The organism is Amycolatopsis sp. NPDC004169, assembly GCF_040610315.1.
Taxonomy (GTDB): Bacteria; Actinomycetota; Actinomycetes; order Mycobacteriales; family Pseudonocardiaceae; genus Amycolatopsis.
On record NZ_JBEXMD010000041.1, the window covers coordinates 32,699 to 51,686 of the forward strand.

The 18,988-nt window shown below is 73.0% G+C and carries 18 protein-coding genes; 6 read left to right on the plus strand and 12 right to left on the minus strand.

All coding sequences use genetic code 11. The annotated features are described in order from the left end of the window. Positions 1-6: 6 nt before the first annotated feature. The 4 genes from ABZX11_RS38190 to ABZX11_RS38205 all read right to left on the minus strand — a co-directional run bounded on the left by ABZX11_RS38190 (position 7) and on the right by ABZX11_RS38205 (position 3,229). Positions 7-1,044 (minus strand): Lrp/AsnC family transcriptional regulator, encoded by a 1,038-nt coding sequence (locus tag ABZX11_RS38190; RefSeq protein ID WP_354922770.1) that lies wholly within the window; start codon positions 1,042-1,044, stop codon positions 7-9. Between the two features lie 70 nt (positions 1,045-1,114). Beyond that, entirely contained in the window at positions 1,115-1,879 is a 765-nt protein-coding gene (locus ABZX11_RS38195; RefSeq protein WP_354922773.1) for a hypothetical protein, read from the minus strand. Then, entirely contained in the window at positions 1,876-2,454 is a 579-nt protein-coding gene (locus tag ABZX11_RS38200) for a papain-like cysteine protease family protein (RefSeq protein ID WP_354922776.1), read from the minus strand. The genes ABZX11_RS38195 and ABZX11_RS38200 overlap by 4 nt, the downstream gene beginning before the upstream one ends. Positions 2,455-2,656: 202 nt before the next feature. Next, a complete protein-coding gene (locus ABZX11_RS38205) occupies positions 2,657-3,229 on the minus strand; it encodes a DUF6801 domain-containing protein (protein WP_254896664.1) in 573 nt (190 codons plus the stop codon). Between the two features lie 232 nt (positions 3,230-3,461). Here ABZX11_RS38205 and ABZX11_RS38210 point away from each other — a divergent pair, with 232 nt between their 5' ends. Beyond that, positions 3,462-3,965, plus strand: a complete 504-nt coding sequence (locus ABZX11_RS38210; RefSeq protein WP_354922779.1) for a hypothetical protein — start codon at positions 3,462-3,464, stop codon at positions 3,963-3,965. A gap of 493 nt (positions 3,966-4,458) precedes the next feature. Here ABZX11_RS38210 and ABZX11_RS38215 read toward each other — a convergent pair whose 3' ends face one another. From ABZX11_RS38215 to ABZX11_RS38225, 3 genes are all read right to left on the minus strand, one after another. Beyond that, on the minus strand, positions 4,459-7,224 hold the full coding sequence (locus ABZX11_RS38215; RefSeq protein WP_354922782.1) for a BTAD domain-containing putative transcriptional regulator: 2,766 nt from the start codon (positions 7,222-7,224) through the stop codon (positions 4,459-4,461). 131 nt (positions 7,225-7,355) lie between these two features. Further along, positions 7,356-7,709 (minus strand): metalloregulator ArsR/SmtB family transcription factor, encoded by a 354-nt coding sequence (locus ABZX11_RS38220; RefSeq protein WP_176169845.1) that lies wholly within the window; start codon positions 7,707-7,709, stop codon positions 7,356-7,358. A gap of 100 nt (positions 7,710-7,809) precedes the next feature. After that, complete coding sequence (locus ABZX11_RS38225) at positions 7,810-8,016, minus strand: hypothetical protein (protein ID WP_176169846.1); 207 nt, start codon at positions 8,014-8,016, stop codon at positions 7,810-7,812. Between the two features lie 91 nt (positions 8,017-8,107). On the opposite strand from ABZX11_RS38225, the gene ABZX11_RS38230 reads away from it, so the two are divergent. From ABZX11_RS38230 to ABZX11_RS38240, 3 genes are all read left to right on the plus strand, one after another. After that, on the plus strand, positions 8,108-8,821 hold the full coding sequence (locus ABZX11_RS38230; protein WP_354922787.1) for a hypothetical protein: 714 nt from the start codon (positions 8,108-8,110) through the stop codon (positions 8,819-8,821). Positions 8,822-8,879: 58 nt separating this feature from the next. Further along, a complete protein-coding gene (locus ABZX11_RS38235) occupies positions 8,880-9,449 on the plus strand; it encodes a TetR/AcrR family transcriptional regulator (protein WP_176169848.1) in 570 nt (189 codons plus the stop codon). Positions 9,450-9,526: 77 nt separating this feature from the next. Then, a complete protein-coding gene (locus tag ABZX11_RS38240) occupies positions 9,527-10,534 on the plus strand; it encodes a medium chain dehydrogenase/reductase family protein (RefSeq protein ID WP_354922790.1) in 1,008 nt (335 codons plus the stop codon). Between the two features lie 55 nt (positions 10,535-10,589). On the opposite strand, the gene argG is transcribed toward ABZX11_RS38240, so the two are convergent. Next, complete coding sequence (gene argG, locus ABZX11_RS38245; protein WP_176169850.1) at positions 10,590-12,035, minus strand: argininosuccinate synthase; 1,446 nt, start codon at positions 12,033-12,035, stop codon at positions 10,590-10,592. Between the two features lie 91 nt (positions 12,036-12,126). On the opposite strand from argG, the gene ABZX11_RS38250 reads away from it, so the two are divergent. Further along, complete coding sequence (locus ABZX11_RS38250; RefSeq protein ID WP_354922793.1) at positions 12,127-13,002, plus strand: aminoglycoside phosphotransferase family protein; 876 nt, start codon at positions 12,127-12,129, stop codon at positions 13,000-13,002. Here the strand turns inward: ABZX11_RS38250 and ABZX11_RS38255 are convergent. The 4 genes from ABZX11_RS38255 to ABZX11_RS38270 all read right to left on the minus strand — a co-directional run bounded on the left by ABZX11_RS38255 (position 12,986) and on the right by ABZX11_RS38270 (position 18,072). Next, the gene (locus tag ABZX11_RS38255) at positions 12,986-13,837 is read right to left on the minus strand and encodes a hypothetical protein (RefSeq protein WP_354922796.1); all 852 of its coding nucleotides are present in this window, start codon (positions 13,835-13,837) and stop codon (positions 12,986-12,988) included. The genes ABZX11_RS38250 and ABZX11_RS38255 overlap by 17 nt on opposite strands. A 178-nt stretch (positions 13,838-14,015) precedes the next feature. Then, entirely contained in the window at positions 14,016-15,704 is a 1,689-nt protein-coding gene (glpD, locus tag ABZX11_RS38260) for a glycerol-3-phosphate dehydrogenase (RefSeq protein WP_354922799.1), read from the minus strand. A gap of 17 nt (positions 15,705-15,721) precedes the next feature. Further along, complete coding sequence (gene glpK / locus ABZX11_RS38265) at positions 15,722-17,236, minus strand: glycerol kinase GlpK (RefSeq protein ID WP_176169854.1); 1,515 nt, start codon at positions 17,234-17,236, stop codon at positions 15,722-15,724. Positions 17,237-17,250: 14 nt separating this feature from the next. Next, on the minus strand, positions 17,251-18,072 hold the full coding sequence (locus ABZX11_RS38270; RefSeq protein WP_176169855.1) for an MIP/aquaporin family protein: 822 nt from the start codon (positions 18,070-18,072) through the stop codon (positions 17,251-17,253). A gap of 154 nt (positions 18,073-18,226) precedes the next feature. Here ABZX11_RS38270 and ABZX11_RS38275 point away from each other — a divergent pair, with 154 nt between their 5' ends. Further along, entirely contained in the window at positions 18,227-18,979 is a 753-nt protein-coding gene (locus ABZX11_RS38275) for an IclR family transcriptional regulator (protein ID WP_176169856.1), read from the plus strand. The last annotated feature ends 9 nt before the right edge of the window (positions 18,980-18,988 follow it).

An 18,988-nucleotide genomic window follows, 5' to 3' on the forward strand; every position in this document is an offset into this window, starting at 1 on the left:
CCTAGTTCAGCGGGCCGGGATGATCGCCTGGTGCCTGCCGCCGAGGCCGTGCGGGCTGAGCAGGCGGCCCATCCGCTTGGGCATCCGCAGCGTGATCGCGCGGTCGAGGACCCGCGCGCCGGGCGCGGCTTCGGCCAGCCGCGTCTCGTAGGCCGTGCAGTCGGAGGGCACCCGCAGCCAAGCCGAGACGACGAGGTTGCCCTCCCCCACCACCGCGGCCGCGAGCCGGGTCTCCGGCAGCTGCGCGATCGCCGCCCCGGCGCGGTCGAGCCCGGTGGCGTCGACGTCGAGGCGGTACCCGGCGATCACCGGCCAGCCTGCCGGGACGTGCGCGAGGTCGCAGCGGAAGTCGAGCTCGTGGTTGCGCAGCATCCGGGCCAGCGTGCGGCGCACCGCCGACTCGCTCATCCCGCAGTCGCGGGCCAGCACGGCGTAGCTGCGCCGCCCGTCCTCGCCGAGGGACTCCACCAGCGCGCGCAGGTCACGGTCGTCCCACTGCTGCGGCACGACCAGCCGGGCCTGCACCGCGGTGTCGTCCAGCACCGCCCGCTGCTCCGGGGCCAGCGCGTCCACCAGCCAGCCGCTGCCCTCCCGGTAGACGCGGGTGGCGACGGCGAACCGCACCTCCCGCACCCCGGGCAGCGCGCCGATGCGGCCGGTGACCAGTGCGTCCAGCGCGTCGAGATCGCGGGCGGCCAGGCCGAGGAACAACGCGAACCGGCTGGTGGTGCGCTCGACGCTGAACACCGGCGGCCAGCCGCACAGCTCGCGGGTCAGTGCGCTCAACGCGTCCGGGCGGCAGGCGAGGTCGACGTAGCCGACGGTGGTCGTGGGCGGCGTCGAGTAGGCGGTGAGCCAGGCCAGCCCGGCGGCCTGCAGCCGTTCCCAGCGGCGGGCCGCCGTCGTCGCGTCGGTGCCGACCGCCGCGGCGATGCGCGTCCAGGGCGCCCGCGGGTCGCGCTGCAGGGCTTCCACCAGGGCGAGGTCGGACGCGCTCAACCCGGGGCGCGCCGGTTCCGGCGGCGCACCGGGTGAAACGGGCATGACGCATTGTGACCTGGTCATGATCGGCTGCCAAGGGGCCGCCGGACGCGCCGGCGGCCCCTCGTCGTCCCTACCGCCGCCGCAGCCGCGGCACCGCGACCGCGCCGGCCACCAGCACGAGGACGCCGCCGAGCACGAACGGCAGCACGGGGACGTCGCCCGGGTCCGCGGCGGGCACCGCGCGTTCCCGGCCGCCGTAACCGCCGCCCGCGCCGTCGCGGTCGTAGGCCGAGCCCGGCAGCTTGTCCGCGTAGCGCTCGTGCAGCGCCGCGCGGTAGTCTGCCAGCGACAGCTTCGTGCCGGCGGCGAGGCCGGTGACCGAGCCGTCCAGCACGGTCACGGCGTCTCCGTGCACCGCGTACCAGGCGTTGACCTGCGGTTCGTGCAGGAGGTAGCCGCCGGCCGCGGCCTGGGCGTACTGCCGCTCGTAGTCGCCGGAAGCGACGTTGACGACGGTCCAGGCGGGGCCCTGGCGCTCGGCCCAGACGGTCGCCGCGGTGCCGTCGCCGGTCCGCGCCGGGACCGCGACGTAGGCGAGGGCGGCGGGGACGTCCGACCGGCCGGCGACGAACGCCGCCGTCGGCTCGTAGACCGGGACCTGCGTGCGCGGGTCGGCGGCCTGCTGCGCCGCGGCCGCCGTCCGGCTGCCGGGGAACTTCGTCTTCGCGAGCCGGCCGAGCGTGTCCGCGCCGCCGGTGACCTGGCCGATCGCGGCCGTGTCGGCGGCGGTCGGGGCGCCCGCGGGGCCGCCGGCCGCGCTTGCGGCGCCGGTCGTGGTGAGCATCGCGGCGCCGGCCAGCACGGCCGCGCCCATGGCGTTCCGCAGCATGCTCATCCCTCGATCCCGTACAGCGTGTGGGTCCACTGGAACTGGCTGTTCGAGCGGTAGGTGTCGTAGTTCATCGAGTTGTAGCGGCTGTTGTTCGGCCACGGGTCGCCGTATTCGACGCGGGTGGCACCGCCGGAATTGTCGTAGCCGTAGAGCACGTGCATGTGCCCGCCGCCGGAACGCCAGCCGATGCGGGTGCCGACCGGCTTCCCGGCGTCGATCTGGCTTTTGACGCTGCTGAAGGAAAGGGTCTGGCCGCCGGAATTGTAGGTGCCGACGTTCGTGAAGCCGAGGTAGCGGAACACGCGCTGCTGGTCGGACAGGTAGCCCTGGTTGTTGGCGCAGTCGCTGCCCGATTCGTTGTGCGCGATCTGGCAGAACCGGGTCTGGGTCAGGGAGTAGCCCCAGTAGTCGGCGATCGTGTTGCCGCTGGCGTCCCAGCACCACTGGTCCTTCTGCTGGGCCTGCATGGTGATCCCGAGATCGGTCCGCGCCGCGGCCGCGGCGGCCGGGGCCTGCAGCGCGACGACCGCGATCGAGAGCGCGGCGAGTCCACTGAGGACTCGTGAGGTGGTTTTCACGAAGTGTGCCTCCAGCCGGTGACGATTCGACGTGGTGGCTCGGAATACTCCGCGCCCGCCCCGGTGATCCGGTACCTACCAACGGAGGATTGCGTTGGCGGGAAAGCGGTTCCGGCGGATACCGGCAGTTCCGGGCCGCCGGATTCCGGCACGGGCCGGGGGCCGCCGGACGGATTCCGGCGGCCCCCGTGCGCGCTGCGGGTCAGGAAACCGTCGTCGTGCCCAGGGTGGCGTCCTGGTCCGGCGGGTCGAGCGTCAGGGCGACGTCGAACTCGCCGAGGGCGCTGTCGGTGACGACGTGCGTGCTCGCGGCGGCGTTCACGCTGCTGGTCGCCTCGCCGGCCGGGGTGCCGGCCGGGACGGTGAAGTCGACCTGGCCGCGCGCGGTGAACTTCAGGGTGCCTTCGGCGGGCACCGGCGTCTCCGGGATCGGCAGTTCGACCGGGATGGCCACGGACTGGCCGCCGATCGCGACGTCGACCTGGGACTTGATGGTGCCGGAGAGCTGGGTGGCGCCGACCAGGCGGAGGCCGTCGCCGGCGGCCTGGCCGGCGTCGACGTCGAGGCTGAAGGGCACCGAGACCGTGCTGCCCGCGGTGGCGGTGGCCGGGATGTCGGCGGTGACCACCACGGCCACCTGCTGGTCGCCGATGAGCGGGAACCCGCCCCGGTAGGTGAGCTGCTTTTCGGCCGCCGCGGCGGGTCCGGCGGAAACAATGGCGAGCGCGCCGGCCAGCAGCGCGGCAACACCCATTCCACGACGTCGGGTCTTCATTTGTCCTGTCCTTTCGTCATTGAACGGCGGTTCGGATACTAGGTGGAAAACTTCCCAACCGGCCATGCCCTTTTCTCGTTTACCGGGAATTTGTCACGCGCATTCGCCGTCGCCGTCGGGGTTTTTGTCACCCACCCGCGCGAGAGCGGCGGTGTAGCAGCGGTGTAGTGCCGGTGCGCAGGGTTTGCGTCGTCGACGCCGGGGCTGCCCCGGCCTACCGAGGGAGACACCCATGCGCATCATCTGCCAGGCGGCCGCGCTTTCGGCCGCCCTGCTCTTCGGCGGCGCGAGCGTCGCGGCCGCCGAGACTTCTTCGGAGGTGTACGCGGAGGTCACCGCCGCCGACATCGCCGACCCGGGCGCGGTGCTCACCGACTCGGCCGCGGACCTGGCCGCGGCGCGGACCGCCGGCCAGGCGATTTCGTGGTTCTCCAGCCGCAACGGCAGCACGGCGTACCAGGGTTACTGCGAGCGGGCGGTCCGCTTGGCGTGGGACCGCACCACGCACCACGCGAGCGCGATCGAGCACTGGCGCTCCTCCGACGGCGCCCGCCACACGACGGGCACCCCGCCGCGCGGCGCGTTCGTGTTCTGGAACATCTCGGCGTACGGCCACGTCGGCATCGCGGATGGCAGCGGCGGAGTGTGGGCAACGAGCGTCAACGGCGCCATCGGCCACGCCCGGCAGGGCTACTTCGCGAATTACCTCGGCTGGAAGCCGGGAAACAGCAACTGACCTCCCGCCCCGAGTGATGCCCCGCCAATCACGCGAGATGCCCTTCCAATCACGCGAGATGCCTCCCGGATCACGCGAGTTCCGGTTCTGATCACGCGAGTTCCGGCGGGAATCACGCGGTTACGGGTTCGATCACGCGAGTTCCGGGTTTCGGCACACCGGAGGCCGGCGGGGCCGCGAGAACCACCGGGGCTCGCTCGGGAGAGCGGGCGAGCCCCGGCCGGTCGGCCGGCGTACCTGAACGGTCGGCCGGCGTACCCGAACGGTCGGCTGGCGTATCTGGGCGGTCGGCTGGCGGCCTGCGCAGTCGGTCCGCGTACCTGCGCGGTCGGCTGGCGGCCTGCGCAGTCGGTCGGCGTACCTGCGCGGTCGGATCGCGTACCCGGCCGGTCGGATGGCGTGCCTGGGCGGTCGGATGGCGTGCCTGGCCGGTCGGATGGCGTGCCTGGGCGGTCGGATGGCGTGCCTGGGCGGTCGGAGCGTGTGGCGTGGCTCAGGGGTGGGTTGCCGGTGCGGGGGTTCGGCGGCGCTGGGCCTGCTCCAGCAATGCCAGCCCCGTCGTCTCGCCCTGGTGGTTGCCCGTCTCGCGGAACACCCTCAACGCGCGGTCGCACACCCCGCGCGCCTGGACCGGCTCGCCCGCCTCCAGCAGTGTCTGGCCGATGCCCAGCAACGCGTACGCGCTGCACCTCTCGTCGTCGAGGTCCTCCAGGATGCCCAACGCCGATCTCAAGCACGTCAACGACTCCGGCAGCCGGCCCGTGTCGCGGTGGAGCGTGCCCAGCTCCGTCAGGACCTTCGCCTCCCGGTGCGGGTCCTCGATCTCCCTGGCCAGCTCGCGCGCCCGGCTCAGCCACGTCTCCGCCTCCCCGAACGACCCCAGCACCGCGTACGTCGAGCCGATCGAGTTGCGCAGCTGGGCGACGCCGGTCAGGTCGTCCGCCCGCTCCAGGCCCGCGAGGGCCCGGCGATAACACCCCAGTGCCTCCAGCGGACGGTCGCCGAGGCGGGCCACCGTGCCGAGGCCCGCCACCGCCAGCGCCTCGCCGCGGACGTCACCCAGCGCGGCGAACAGCTCCGCCGAACGCCGCATGTCGGCGGACGCCTCCGCGTATTCGTCGTGGTACAGGCGGACCTGGCCGAGACCTCGGCGGAGCACCGCCGTCCCGCGGCGGTCGCCCGCCGCTTCGGCGGCCGCCAGTGCCGTCAGGTGGCTGCGGCGCCAGTCGTCGTACGCTCCGCGCAGGTCGTAGAACGGTACTGCCGCCGCCGTCAGCTGCCAGGACAGCTCCGCCAGGCCCGCGTCCGCCGCCAGCTGGACCGCCGCCGCCAGCAGCTTGCGCTCCGCGGTGAACCAGCCCAGCGGGTCGGTCATCAGCCCGTGCGGGACCGCGCCCGAAGGCACCGGCGGCCCGGTCATCGCGCCGAACGCCGGTGGCAGGCCGGCCGCCGCCGTCTTCGCCAGTGCCAGGAGCACCGACAGCACGCGGGTGAGCGGCTCGTCCGGAACGGGTTCCTCCGCCAGCAGTTCGCTCGCGTAGCAGCGCAACAGGTCGTGCAGCCGGTACCGGGGCTGCCCGCTCGCGTCCCGCCCGGTCAGCGACACCAGGTTGGCGTCGACGAGCACGTCGAGGACGTCGTGCGTGCCCGCGCGGTCCAGCAGCGCGTCGACCACCCAGCTCGGGAAGTCCTGTGCGCCCAGCACCGCCGACCGGCCGAACGCCGTCCGCGCGGCCGGGGGCAGCTGGCGCAGGCTCAGCTCGAAGCTCGGCCGGACGCCCAGATCGCCGACGCGCAGCTCGCTCAGCCTGCTCGACTCGTCGGCCAGCCGGTCGTGCAGCGTGCGCAGGCTCCACGCCTGCCGCCCGGCCAGCCGCGCGCCGGCGATGCGGATCGCCAGCGGCAGGTACCCGCAGCACCGCACGATCGCCGCCGCCTCCGCGGGTTCGCCCGCCACCCGCTCCGGCCCCGCCAGTTCGGCCAGCAGCCGCGTGGCCTCGCGTTCGCCGAACACCGGCAGCTCGACGTGCTTCGCGCCGGCCAGCTCCGGCAGCCGCCCGCGGGTGGTGACCAGCACGGCGCAGCCGGCGTCCGCGGGCAGCAGCGGGCGGACCTGCGCGGCGGTCGCGGCGTCGTCGAGCACCAGCAGCACCCGGCGCCCGGCCAGGCGCGAGCGGAACACCGCCGCCCGCTGGCCGAGCCCGGACGGCACGGTGTTCCCGGTGACGCCCAGCGCGTGCAGGAAGTCGGCGAGCACCTCGGCCGGGTCGCGCGGGGCGCCCGTGCCGGCGAGGTCGACGTAGAGCTGGCCGTCCGGGAACCGGGGTGCGAGGCCGTGGGCGACGTGCATCGCCAGCGCCGATTTCCCGGTGCCGGGCGCGCCGGTCAGCACGACCGGCGCCGGCCCCGCCCCGAGGGCGGCGGACAGGTCCCGGACGTACTCCTCACGGCCGGTGAAGTCGGGGAGATCCGCGGGCAGCTGCCGGACCGGGGCCGGCGAGGCGGGCCCGGGCAGCGGCTCGCCGGTCAGGATCGCCGCCTGCAAGGCCCGCAGCTCCGGCCCGGGTTCGACGCCGAGTTCGGTGACGAGCCGTTCGCGCGCGGTCGCGTACGCCTGCAACGCTTCGGCCCGGCGGCCCGCGCCGGTCAGCGCGAGCAGGTACTGCTGCCAGAGCCGCTCGCGGTACGGGTGCTCGGCCAGCAGCACGGTGAGCTCGGCGATCGCCGGATCGTGCCGGCCCAGCCGGACCTGCAGCGCGAGCCGCTCCTCGACGGCGGCCAGCCGGTTCTCCACCAGCCGGCCGAGCTCGGCGTCCCACGCGGGCGCGGTCGGCAGGTCCTCCAGGGGATCGCCGCGCCACAGGGCTTCGGCCTCGGCCAGCAGCGCCAGCGCCGCCTCGGGTGCGCCGCGCTCGGCCGCGCGGGCGGCGTCCGCGACGAGCCGGGCGAACCGGTGGGCGTCGACGTCGGCCGGGTCGACCGCCAGCGAGTAGCCCGGGTCGTGGGTGCGCAGGACGGCGGTGCCGGGCAGCAGCCGGCGCAGCCGCCACACGTAGGTCTGCAGGTTGGCGGTGGCCGACGTCGGGGGTTCGCGCGGCCAGAGCGTGTCGACCAGCTGCCCGGGCGAGACCGTCCGGTTCGCGTTGAGCAGCAGGTGTGCGAGCAGGGCCCGCTGCTTGGCCCCGCCGAGGGCCAGCGCCCGCCCGCCGACCGTCACCGTCAGCGGTCCGAGCAGGTGAAACCGCACTTCAGACCCCATCGCGCGCTCCCGTTCCCGACGACCGCCCCCAGGCGGAACCTCGCAGCCGGACTGTAACCGGACGGCGACGTTGCTCGTGGGGAATTCGCGGACACGGGAAAACGGGGACGGCGAACGTCACTCGTTTGCCGTCACGCCTCCGGCCGGCGCGCGGCGACCGACGGCGTCCTGAGGTCGCCGAGCAGCTCGACCTGGCCGCTGAGCACCTCGGTCAGGATCTTCCGGGCCACCGCGAGCAGCTCCGCGACGTCCGCGCTGGTCAGCGAGTAGTGGACGGCGGAGCCCTCCTTGCGGGTGACGACCAGCCCGGCCCGGCGCAGCACGGCGAGGTGCTGCGACATGTTCGCCGGCTCGATCCCGACGTCGGTCAGCAGTTCCGACACCGCGTGCTCGCGCTCGCTGAGCAGCTCGAGGATCCGGATCCGCGCCGGGTGCCCGAGCGTCTTGAAGAACTCGGCCTTGACCTGGTACAGCGGCCTGCTCACGAGCCACCCCGCCGTCCGGTCGGCGTCCCGCCGATGTCGCGCATGCGGTCGATCCTGCCGTGCCACCCCTCGGGCCGCGCGGCGCACTCCCCCGCGCCGGTCAGGACGGCTCCGGCCGCGGGTCCGGGATCTCCGGCCCGTCCGGGGACGCGAGGTCGATGCCGTGCCGGCGAGCCAGGTCGAAGAGCTCTTCGAGCCGGGCGGCGTGCAGCTCGGAGTCGTAGTCCTCGCCGTGCTCCCGCGCGGCGGCGAGCTCACGGTGGACGACGCCCACCCGACGCCGGAGGTTCCGTTCGAACTCGTTCACGACCGGCCGCCTCCTGCCGTCCGAAGGAGTTGCTAACATTCGCAATTGCTCAACAGGTTACACGGCGGCCGCGCCGGAAAGGGGATGCCGCGTGGGTGAGCTCGTCCTCACGGTGGCCGGCGACCAGGCTCACGAAGCAGCGCAACTGCTCACCGGCCTCACCCCGCTTCACGCCGTGGCGCGCACGATTCCCGGCGACGACCTGCTCACCGCCGTCCGGAACTGCCACGCGGAAGCGGTCTTCCTCACCGGCGCCGACCGCGCCGCGCTCCGGACCGCGCAGCTCGCCCTGGCCGAGGAGCTGACCGTGCTCACCGAAGAGGACACCCTCGCGATCGCGCTCACGGCCGCCACCGCGGTGGCCCTCTCCCGGCGCGGCCGGACCCCGGCGGACGCCCGGGTGCTCGTCGTCGCACCGGACAGCCTGCCGTTCCTGCTTCCCGTGCTGCTCGCGGCGGGCACCGCCGACCTCACGCTGTGGCGCCCGGCCGACGCCGCGGCGTTCCCCCTGGCCGGGCTCGCGCGGGACGTCGACGTGGTGATCGACCCGCTGGGCGGCCACGACCCGGGCCGGGGACCGGCGCTGGTGACACCCGGCGACCCGGTCGCTCCCCTGCTCGCCCTGCCGGGCCTGCTGCAGGACGGGCCGCGGACCGGCGACCCGCAGGCACACCCGGACGTCCACGCCGCGTGCGCGCGGGCGCTCGCCGGCCTCACGCCGGTCGACCGGCTCCTCCCCGAGCTCACCGACCCGGATCTGACGTACCGGGTCGCCGACGCGGTGGCCGCCGTCCGCTCGTGCTGACCGGCGACTCTGACGGCGGCGTTGACTGGCGAACGAGAGTGAGTGTACAGTCACTCACATGACGAAACGCGGTGCCACGCTCTCCACCTCCGACGCCCGGCGGGACGCCGTCGTCGACGCGGCCATCGCCGAGTTCGCCCGCGGCGGCTACCACAGCACGCCGATCAGCGCGGTGGCCGCCCGCGCCGACATCTCGCCCGCCTACGTCTTCAAACTGTTCCCCGGCAAGGTTTCCCTGTTCGTCGCCGCGCTCGACCGGTGCTACGAACTCGTCGTCCACGCCCTCTCGAACGGCGCCGCGCGCGTCGAAGACGCCGATCCCGGGAAGCTCCTGCACGAGATGGGCGGCGCCTACGCGGAGCTGATCGCCGACCGGGACCTGCTGATGCTGCAGGTGCACGCCCAGTCGGCCGCCGACACCCCCGAGATCGCCGAAGCCGTCCGCCGCGGGCTGGCCAAGGTGACCGAGTTCGCCCGGTCCCGCTCCGGCGCGGCCGACGACGAGGTGCAGCGGTTCATCGCCTACGGCCAGCTCTGCCACCTGATCACCACCCTCGGCCTGGACGAGCACCCCGGCGAATGGGCCGCCGTGCTCTCCGCCGGCATCCGCCACCCCGGCAAGAACTGAACACCCGGCCCCGCCCCGGGGCCTTTTTCTCGCCCGTCGAGTGATTGACCAGTCACTCACACCGAAAGGATCCTCCGATGACCGTCACCGAAATCGTCCTCCCCGGCCTCGTCGAGCCGGACGGCCTCCGCGTCGAACACCGCGAGCTGCCGAAGCCCGGCGCGGGCGAAGCGCTCGTCCGCGTCGAAGCGACCGGCGTCTCCTTCGCCGAGCAGCAGATGCGCCGCGGGAAGTACTACGACCAGCCGCCGTTCCCGTTCGTCCCCGGCTACGACGTCGTCGGCACGGTGCTCGAAGCCGCCGACCCCGCCCTGGTCGGCCGCCGGGTGGCCGCCATGACCAAGATCGGCGGCTGGCGCAGCCACCTCACCGTCCCCGCCGCCGACCTGGTGCCCGTGCCCGACGGTCTCGACGCCGCCGAGGCGGAAACCTTCGTGGTCAACGGCATCACGGCGTACCAGATGCTGCACCGCTGGGCGAAGGTCGAGGCCGGCGGCACGATCCTGGTGCACGGCGCGAGCGGCGGCGTCGGCACCACGTTGGTGCAGCTGGCCCGCGCGGCCGGGATCGAGGTGATCGGCACGGCGTCGGCGCGCAACCTCGGTGTCGTGACCGCGCTCGGCGCCACGGCCGTCGACTACCGGGGCGACGTGCCCGCCGAGGTGCGCAAGCTGGCCCCGAACGGCGTCGACGCCGTCTTCGACCACGTCGGCGGCCCCGGCATCGTCGACTCGTTCCGGCTGCTCGCCCCCGGCGGCGCGCTGGTCGCGTACGGCAGTGCGGCCACGAAGGACGAGCCGGGCAACTCGCGGCTGCCGGTGCTGAAGCTGCTCGCCCGCCTGCTGTGGTGGACCGCCCTGCCCAACCGCCGCCGGGCGCACTTCTACAACGTCTGGGGCGGCAAGCGGAACCTCGCCCGGTTCCGCGCGCGCCTGGCCGAAGACCTGACGGCCGTCTTCGACCTGGCGGCGAAGGGCGAGCTCGAGGCGCAGGTGGCCGCCCGGATTCCCCTGGCCGAAGCCGCGAAAGCACTGGCGCTGGCCGAATCCGGCACGGTGACCGGCAAGGTCGTGCTCGTCCCCTGAACGCACCGAAGGCCACCACGCAGCCGTGCGCGGTGGCCTTCGGGTCGTGCGCGGATCAGTCCGTGCCGAACTCCATCGCGGCGCTGTCGAGCAGCTCGACGTCGTCGGTCTTGCCGCGGGAGGCGATCGCCTCCGCGCCACCTTCGGGCATCGCGCCGATGAGCCCGGTCGACGCGGCCTGGGCGGCGCCGATCAGCTTCGGGTTCGAGCCGCCGACCATGCCGAGGCTCGCGTACTGCTCCAGCTTCGCCCGCGAGTCCGCGATGTCGAGGTTGCGCATGGTCAGCTGGCCGATCCGGTCGACCGGGCCGAACGCCGAGTCCTCGGTGCGCTCCATCGACAGCTTGTCCGGGTGGTAGCTGAACGCCGGGCCGTTCGTGTCGAGGATCGAGTAGTCCTCGCCGCGCCGCAGCCGCAGCGTGACCTCGCCGGTGATCGCGGTGCCGACCCAGCGCTGCAGCGACTCGCGGAGCATCATCGCCTGCGGGTCCAGCCAGCGGCCCTCGTACATCAGCCGGCCGAGGCGGCGGCCCTCGTTGTGGTAGCTGGCGAGGGTGTCCTCGTTGTGGATGGCGTTGACGAGCCGCTCGTAGGCCGCGTGCAGCAGCGCCATGCCGGGGGCCTCGTAGATGCCACGGCTCTTGGCCTCGATGATCCGGTTCTCGATCTGGTCGGACATGCCGAGCCCGTGCCGGCCGCCGATGGCGTTGGCTTCCAGGACCAGGTCGACGGCGGAGGCGAACTCCTTGCCGTTGATGGTCACCGGACGGCCCTGCTCGAAGCCGATGGTGACGTCCTCGGCGGGGATCTCGACCTCGGGGTCCCAGAAGGCCACGCCCATGATCGGCTTGACGATCTCGATGCCGGTGTCCAGGTGCTCCAGGGACTTCGCCTCGTGCGTGGCGCCCCAGATGTTGGCGTCGGTCGAGTAGGCCTTCTCGGTGCTGTCGCGGTACGGGAGGTCGTGCGCCAGCAGCCACTCGGACATCTCCTTGCGGCCGCCGAGCTCGGTGACGAAGTCCGCGTCGAGCCACGGCTTGTAGACGCGCAGGGAGGGGTTGGCCAGCAGGCCGTAACGGTAGAACCGCTCGATGTCGTTGCCCTTGTAGGTGGAGCCGTCGCCCCAGATCTGGACGTCGTCCTCGAGCATGGCGCGCACCAGCAGGGTGCCGGTGACCGCACGGCCGAGCGGCGTGGTGTTGAAGTAGCTGCGGCCGCCGGAGCGGATGTGGAAGGCGCCGCACGTCAGGGCCGCGAGCCCCTCTTCGACGAGGGCTTCCTTGCAGTCGACGAGCCGCGCGATCTCGGCACCGTACTGGCCGGCCCGCCCGGGGACCGACTCGATGTCGGGCTCGTCGTACTGGCCGATGTCGGCGGTGTAGGTGCAGGGCACCGCGCCCTTGTCGCGCATCCACGCGACCGCTACGGAAGTGTCGAGGCCACCGGAGAAGGCGATACCGACACGCTCGCCGACGGGCAGGGAAGTGAGCACCTTGGACATGCGAATGATTATGCACGGCCATGCATCGTCGTGCAATCCGGGGTGCCGGTGGTCACGGAAACCCCGTTGACGTGCGTGGTTCGGTGATCACATGGGCCGGATGCACGCCGACGAGCACGCCGTCGACACGACGCTGGTCCGGCGGCTGGTGCGCGGGCAGTTCCCCGCCGGGACCGGCCTGCCGGTCACCCGGCTGGCCTCCGGCGGAACGGTCAACGCGGTCTTCCGCCTCGGCGACCGCTGGACGGTCCGGCTGCCGCTGACCGAGGGCGGCGCCGCGGACATCACGAAGGAACGCCAGGTTCTCGGTGCTCTGGGCGAACTGCCGGTGGCGGTCCCCGCTGTCGCCGCCGTGGGCGAACCGGCCGAGGGATATCCGTGGCCGTGGGCGGTGCACGGCTGGCTCGACGGCGCACCGGCACTCGAAGGCCGCTCCGCCGCCGGCCTGGCGGAGTTCATCCTCGCGCTCCGGGCGAACCGGGCAGCGGGTCCCCCGGCCCGCCGTGGGCGGCCGTTGTCCACAGTGGATTCGGCCGCCCGCGAGGCGATCGACGAGCTGAGCCGCACCGACGAGCCCTTCGACCCGGAGGCCGCGCTCGCGGTGTGGGCCGAAGCGCTCGACGCTCCACCGTGGACCGCGCCGCCGTGCTGGCTGCACGGCGACCTGATGCCGAGCAACCTCCTGCTGCGCGACGGCCGGCTGAGCGGGGTGCTCGACTGGGCGACCGCGGGTGTCGGCGACCCGGCGATCGACCTGATCCCGGCGTGGAACCTGCTGACGGCGGACACCCGGGGCGCCTTCCGCGAGGCGGTGGCCGCCGACGACGCCACCTGGGCCCGCGGCCGCGGGCGGGCGCTGGCGATGGCCGTGATCCAGCTGCCGTACTACCGGCACACCAACCCGGTCATCTCGGCCAACGCCCGTTACGTGCTCGCCGAGCTGGGCGCGCTCACCAGTTCCCGATGACGGGCAGGTCCCACCGCACGGCGTGCGAGTTCTGCTCCGGAACCGGGCATTCGCCCGTGACCGCGCCCCGGTCGTTGAGGTCCGTGGCACGGCAATAAGCGCCCTCGGCGGGCAACGGCAGCGGAGTGACCCGGCCACCGGGACCCCAGACGAAGAACCCGCCCGGGCTGGTTTCCACGAGCGCGCTGCCGCTGTCGTCGGCGGTGGTGAACCAGGTCCGGGCGTCACCGGCGGCCGGGAACACAGTGAGCCGCCCGGCCGGGTCCCAGCGGGCGGGTCGGCTCTTGCCGTCCTCCCCCACCACTTCGCCGTAGATCGTTCCGTCCGCGCCGATTTCGGCCGCCGAACTGAACTTCCAGGTGGTGTCGAGCACCGTGAGGTGTCCCGCCGCATCCCACTTCGCGGCGTGGAAGCCGCTCGAACCGACGGCCGTGCCCGCGTCGTCGAGGTCGGTGGCGGTGCCGCCACCTTCCAGCGGGACGACGTTCCCCGCCGGGTCCCAGTAGCTCGCCCCGCCGATCACCGCGCCCGCATCGTTGACCGCGGACGGCCGGCCGAAGCCGAGGGCCGTGACCGTGCCCGGAGCGCCGTAGGAGTATCCGACGGCGATGCCGTGGGCGTTGATCGCGGCGACGCTGGAATACGCGTAGCCCGGGAAGCCGGGCACCGGCGGCAGGTCGACCGGTGTCCCGGACGCGCCCCAGAGCGTGGCCCGCCCGGCCCAGCCGTTGGCGGCCATCGAGTCCCCGACCGCCACCCCGTCCTCGGTGAGCGCGGCGGGCTGAACCGACGCGTAGCCCGGCTGCGGCGCCAGCTCGGTGATCCGGCCGGCCACGTCCCACCGCTGGTCAATCCCCCGGGCAACGTGCCGAGGCAGACCGGGCCGCCCGCACTCGCCGGGACCGCGGTGAACACCAACGCCACCGCCGCCGTCGCGAGAACACCTCTGAACATCCCCTGCTCCTCCCCGTCAGGTGGTTCCGGGGTGTCCACGCGCGACAGCGGTGTCCGGTTCAGCTCGGCAGCAGCGCCGGAGCCGCGAGGCGGGTGGCGTTCGCCGCCGCGTCGTCCGGGGCTTCCTGGGCCGAGCGCTCCGCCTCGACGCGCGCGAGGTAGTTCGCCACCTCCCGCTCACGCTTCGGGACGTCCCAGCCGAGCAGCGGGGCCATCAGCTCCGCGACGACGGGCGCCGCCGCGATACCACGGTCGCGCTCCTCGATCGAGATGCGCGTCCGCCGGGTCAGGACGTCCTCCAGGTGCAGCGCACCTTCGTGGGAGACCGCGTAAACGGCCTCCACGCGGAGGTACTCCGAGGTCTCCGTGATCGGCGAAGCCAGCGAAGGATCCTCCTCCAGCAGCTCGACGAGGTTCCAGATCCGCGTGCCGTACCGCTGCAGGAGGTGCTCCACCCGCGTCAGCGACAGGCCGGTCCGCGAGGCGACGGAGTACCGGTCCTCCCACAGCTCGTGGTAGCCCTCGGCGCCGGCGATCGGGAGCCGGTCGGTCCACGACGGCGGGGCCGGGCGGCCGACCTCCTCGACCGCCGCGTCGACCGCGTCCGCGGCCATCACCCGGTACGTCGTGTACTTGCCGCCGGCCACGATCACCAGGCCCGGCACCGGGCGGGCCACCGCGTGCTCCCGCGACAGCTTCGTCGTCGCGGTCGCCTTGGCCGCCAGCAGCGGGCGGAGACCGGCGTAGACGCCCTCGATGTCGTCGTGCGTCACGGGGGTGCGCAGGACGGCGTTGAGGTGGTCGAGCACGTAGTCGACGTCCGCGCGGCTGGCCGCCGGGTGCTCGCGGTCGAGGTCCCACTCGGTGTCGGTGGTGCCGACGATCCAGTGCCGTCCCCACGGGATGACGAACAGCACGCTCTTCTCGGTGCGCAGGATCAGCCCGGTGTCGAGGTCGATCTTCTCCCGCGGCACCACCAGGTGGATGCCCTTCGACGCCCGGACGGTGAACGGCGCGGGGATCCCGGCCGCCTCCGCCATGTCGTCGCTCCAGACACCCGTGGCCGCCACGACCGTGCGAGCGCGGATCTCGAACTCGACCCCGCTCTCGCGGTCCACGACCTTCGCCCCGACAACCCGCTCGCCCTCGCGAAGCAGCGAAGTGACGCGAGTCCGGGTCAGGACCGAAGCGCCCTGCTCGGCCGCGGTCCGCGCGATCGTCATCGTGTGGCGGGCGTCGTCGACCTGGGCGTCGTAGTACTGGATCGCCCCGATCAGCGCGTCGTCGGCCAGGCCCGGGGCCACCTTGGCGGCGCCGCGCTTGGACAGGTGCCGGTGCCGCGGCAGCGCGCGGGCGCCGCCGAGGGTGTCGTACAGCGTGACGCCGGCGCCGATGTACCCGCGCTCCCACACCCGGTGCTGCAGCGGGACCAGGAACCTGACCGGCCGCACCAGGTGCGGGGCCAGCTTCTGCAGCAGCAGCCCGCGCTCCTTGAGCGCTTCGCGCACCAGCTTGAAGTCCAGCTGCTCCAGGTAGCGCAGGCCGCCGTGGATCAGCTTGGACGACCGGCTGGACGTGCCGGCGGCGAAGTCGCGGGCCTCGACCAGCGCGGTCGACAGCCCCCGGGACGCGGCGTCGAGCGCGACGCCCGCCCCGGTCACGCCCCCGCCGACGACGAGCACGTCGACCTCTTCATCGACCAGCTTCCGCAGGGTGTCCGCCCGGTACTGCGGGGAAAGCGGGGTCACGGTGTTCCTCCTCGTGTTCACTGCACGTCGACCCAGTCGAGCGTGCGGCCGACGGCCTTCTGCCAGCCCGCGTAGCCCTCCGCGCGCTGCTCGTCGCTCCACGTCGGCGTCCAGCGCTTGTCCTCGTTCCAGTTCTGCTCGAGCTCGTCGGTCGACTTCCAGAAGCCGACGGCCAGCCCGGCCGCGTACGCCGCGCCGAGCGCGGTGGTCTCGGCGACCACCGGCTTCGACACCGGCACGCCGAGGATGTCCGCCTGCAGCTGCATGCACAGCTCGTTGGCGGTGACGCCACCGTCCACCCGCAGCACGTCGAGGGTCACGCCGGAGTCGTTCTGCATGGCCTCGACGACGTCGCGGGTCTGGTAGCAGATCGCTTCGAGGGTGGCCCGCGCGATGTGGGCGTTCGTCGTGGCGCGGGTGAGGCCGACGATCGCGCCGCGGGCGTCCGAGCGCCAGTACGGGGCGAACAGGCCGGAGAACGCCGGGACGAAGTAGACGCCGCCGTTGTCCTCGACCTGGCGGGCCAGGCTCTCGCTCTGGGCCGCGCCGCTGATGATGCCCAGCTGGTCGCGCAGCCACTGGACGGCCGACCCGGTGACGGCGATCGAGCCTTCCAGCGCGTAGACCGGCTTGTCGTCGCCGAACTGGTAGCACAGCGTCGTGAGCAGGCCGTGCTTCGAGCGGACCAGCTCCTGGCCGGTGTTGAGCAGCAGGAAGTTGCCGGTGCCGTACGTGTTCTTGGCCTCGCCGGGCCGGAAGCAGACCTGGCCGACGGTGGCGGCCTGCTGGTCGCCGAGGACGCCGGTGATGGCGACCTCGCCGCCGAGCGGGCCGTCGGTGCGGGTGGTGCCGAAGCCCGGGTTCGACGACGGCCGGATCGCCGGCAGCATCTGCCGCGGGACGTCGAAGAACGAGAGCAGCTCGTCGTCCCAGTCGAGGGTTTCGAGGTCCATCAGCATGGTGCGGGAGGCGTTGGTCGGGTCGGTGACGTGCACGCCGCCGTCCGGGCCGCCGGTGAGGTTCCAGATGAGCCAGGTGTCGGTGGTGCCGAACAGGGCGTCACCCTTTTCGGCGTCCTCCCGCACCCCGGGGACGTTCTCGAGGATCCACTGCAGCTTGCCGCCGGAGAAGTAGGTGGCGGGCGGCAGGCCGGCCTTGCGGCGGATGACGTCGCCCTTGCCCTCGCGCTCCAGCGCGGAGGCGATCCGGTCGGTGCGGGTGTCCTGCCAGACGATCGCGTGGCCGTACGGGCGGCCGGTGCGGCGGTTCCAGACCACGGTGGTCTCGCGCTGGTTGGTGATGCCGAGCGCGGCGAGGTCCCGGAAGGTCAGGTTGGCCTTGTTGAGCGCGGTCGCGATGACCGAGCGGGTGCGTTCCCAGATCTCGGTGGCGTCGTGCTCGACCCAGCCCGGCTTGGGCAGGATCTGCTCGTGCTCGAGCTGGTGGCGGGCGATCTCGTTGCCGCCGTGGTCGAAGATCATGAAGCGGGTGCTGGTCGTGCCCTGGTCGACGGCACCGACGAAGTCCGGCATGGTCGTGCTCCTACTCAGTTGGCGGGCTCGAGGTCCTTGGCGGGCATGGCGTCCAGCGGGTCGCCCGTGGGCAGGAACCGCTCGATCAGGTACTTGTAGATCGCGCCGCCGATCAGCGCGCCGAGTACCGGGGCCACGATCGGGATCCACCAGTAGGGGAAGCCGTACTGGTCGGTGAACGCCGTGTCGTAGCCGGTCAGCCAGGAGGCCAGGCGCGGGCCGAAGTCGCGGGCGGGGTTGATCGCGTAGCCGGCGTTCGTGCCCCAGGCCATGCCGATGGCGACGACGAGGAAGCCGACGACGACCGGGGCCAGGTTGGCACCGGGCGAGGTGTTGCGGAGGTCGGTGATGGCGAACAGGACGATCAGCAGGATCGCGGTGCCGATGATCTGGTCGCGGAAGGCGCCCCAGTCACCCACGGGCAGCGTGCCGTTACCCGGCAGGGTGGAGAACACGCCCTGGGTCTTGATCGTCAGGCCCGGGTCCTTGGCGTTGAGCACCTCGGTGTAGTTCCAGCGCACCAGCAGCGCGGCGAGGAACGCGCCGGCGGTCTGGGCCAGTGCGTAGGGGGCGACCTTGCGCCACTCGAAGCCCTTGAACACCGCGAGGGCGATGGTCACGGCCGGGTTCAGGTGCGCGCCGCTCACCCGCGAAGCGACGTAGACACCCAGGGTGACGCCGAGGCCCCAGGCCCAGGCGATGCTGTCGTGGTCCCCGATGCCCGCGGCGACGACCTGCGCCACCACTCCGCACCCGAACAGGATGAGGATCATCGTCCCCACGAACTCGGCGGCCATCTCGCCGGCGAGTCCGTGGGCCTTGAGGTTTCGCACCATTGCTTTCCTCCACAAAGGACCTTGTCCCCCTATTGGTGGATGAAAGTTAAGTTCGCGTGTCAGGCCGGTCAACGGACACCGGTCGGCATTGTCGAACGCCCCGAGTGGATGTTCGACATTGTCGAATCGGGGCCGGTCGGGTTAGGGTCGCGGCGTGCCGGGTCCGATCCAGTCCATCGAGCGCGCCGCCGCGATCCTGCGGCTCCTGGCGCGCGGTTCGGGGCGCCTGGGCGTCGGCGAGATCGCCGAGTCGCTCGAACTGGCGAAGGGCACCGCGCACGGGATCCTGCGCACGCTGCAGGGCGTCGGGTTCGTCGAGCAGGACCGCGACACGGGCAAGTACCAGCTCGGGGCGGCCCTGCTGCACCTGGGCACGAGCTACCTCGACGTCAACGAGCTGCGGTCCCGGGCGATCAACTGGGCGGACGCGCTGGCCGCCCGCAGCGGCGAGGCGGTCCGGATCGGCGCGCCCCTGGAAGGCCGGGTGCTGGTCGTGCACCACGTGTTCCGCCCCGACGACAGCCTGCAGACCCTCGACGTCGGCACCCTGCTGCCGCTGCACGCGACCGCGCTGGGCAAGGTCCTGCTGGCCTACGACACGACGCTGAAGGCGACCCCGGAGCCGTACACGCGCCGCACCCTGACCACCCAGACCGCGATCAAGCGCGCGTGTGCGAAGGTACGGGAGGCGGGCTGGGCGGCCGAGAACGGCGAGATGATCGCCGGCGAGGCCGGGATCGCGGCCCCGATCCGCGGCCACGGCGGCATCGTGGTGGGCGCGATCGGCGTGTCGGGCGCGGCGGAGCGGATCTGCGAGCCCGACGGCGCCCCGAGCCCGAAACTGCTGACCCAGGTCCGCGACGCGGCCCGCGCGGTGTCCCGCGACCTCGGCGCGTCCCGATGGTGATGGGAGGAC

What these genes read in the sequence shown, in the direction of transcription:
- ABZX11_RS38205 (WP_254896664.1), bottom strand. Translation starts at nt 3,229, where the DNA reads ATGAAGACCCGACGTCGTGGAATGGGTGTTGCCGCGCTGCTGGCCGGC.
- argG (WP_176169850.1), bottom strand. Translation starts at nt 12,035, where the DNA reads ATGTCCAAGGTGCTCACTTCCCTGCCCGTCGGCGAGCGTGTCGGTATC.
- ABZX11_RS38235 (WP_176169848.1), top strand. Translation starts at nt 8,880, where the DNA reads ATGACGAAACGCGGTGCCACGCTCTCCACCTCCGACGCCCGGCGGGAC.
- ABZX11_RS38210 (WP_354922779.1), top strand. Translation starts at nt 3,462, where the DNA reads ATGCGCATCATCTGCCAGGCGGCCGCGCTTTCGGCCGCCCTGCTCTTC.
- ABZX11_RS38270 (WP_176169855.1), bottom strand. Translation starts at nt 18,072, where the DNA reads ATGGTGCGAAACCTCAAGGCCCACGGACTCGCCGGCGAGATGGCCGCC.
- ABZX11_RS38190 (WP_354922770.1), bottom strand. Translation starts at nt 1,044, where the DNA reads ATGCCCGTTTCACCCGGTGCGCCGCCGGAACCGGCGCGCCCCGGGTTG.
- ABZX11_RS38240 (WP_354922790.1), top strand. Translation starts at nt 9,527, where the DNA reads ATGACCGTCACCGAAATCGTCCTCCCCGGCCTCGTCGAGCCGGACGGC.
- ABZX11_RS38250 (WP_354922793.1), top strand. Translation starts at nt 12,127, where the DNA reads ATGGGCCGGATGCACGCCGACGAGCACGCCGTCGACACGACGCTGGTC.
- ABZX11_RS38215 (WP_354922782.1), bottom strand. Translation starts at nt 7,224, where the DNA reads ATGGGGTCTGAAGTGCGGTTTCACCTGCTCGGACCGCTGACGGTGACG.
- ABZX11_RS38195 (WP_354922773.1), bottom strand. Translation starts at nt 1,879, where the DNA reads ATGAGCATGCTGCGGAACGCCATGGGCGCGGCCGTGCTGGCCGGCGCC.
- glpK (WP_176169854.1), bottom strand. Translation starts at nt 17,236, where the DNA reads ATGCCGGACTTCGTCGGTGCCGTCGACCAGGGCACGACCAGCACCCGC.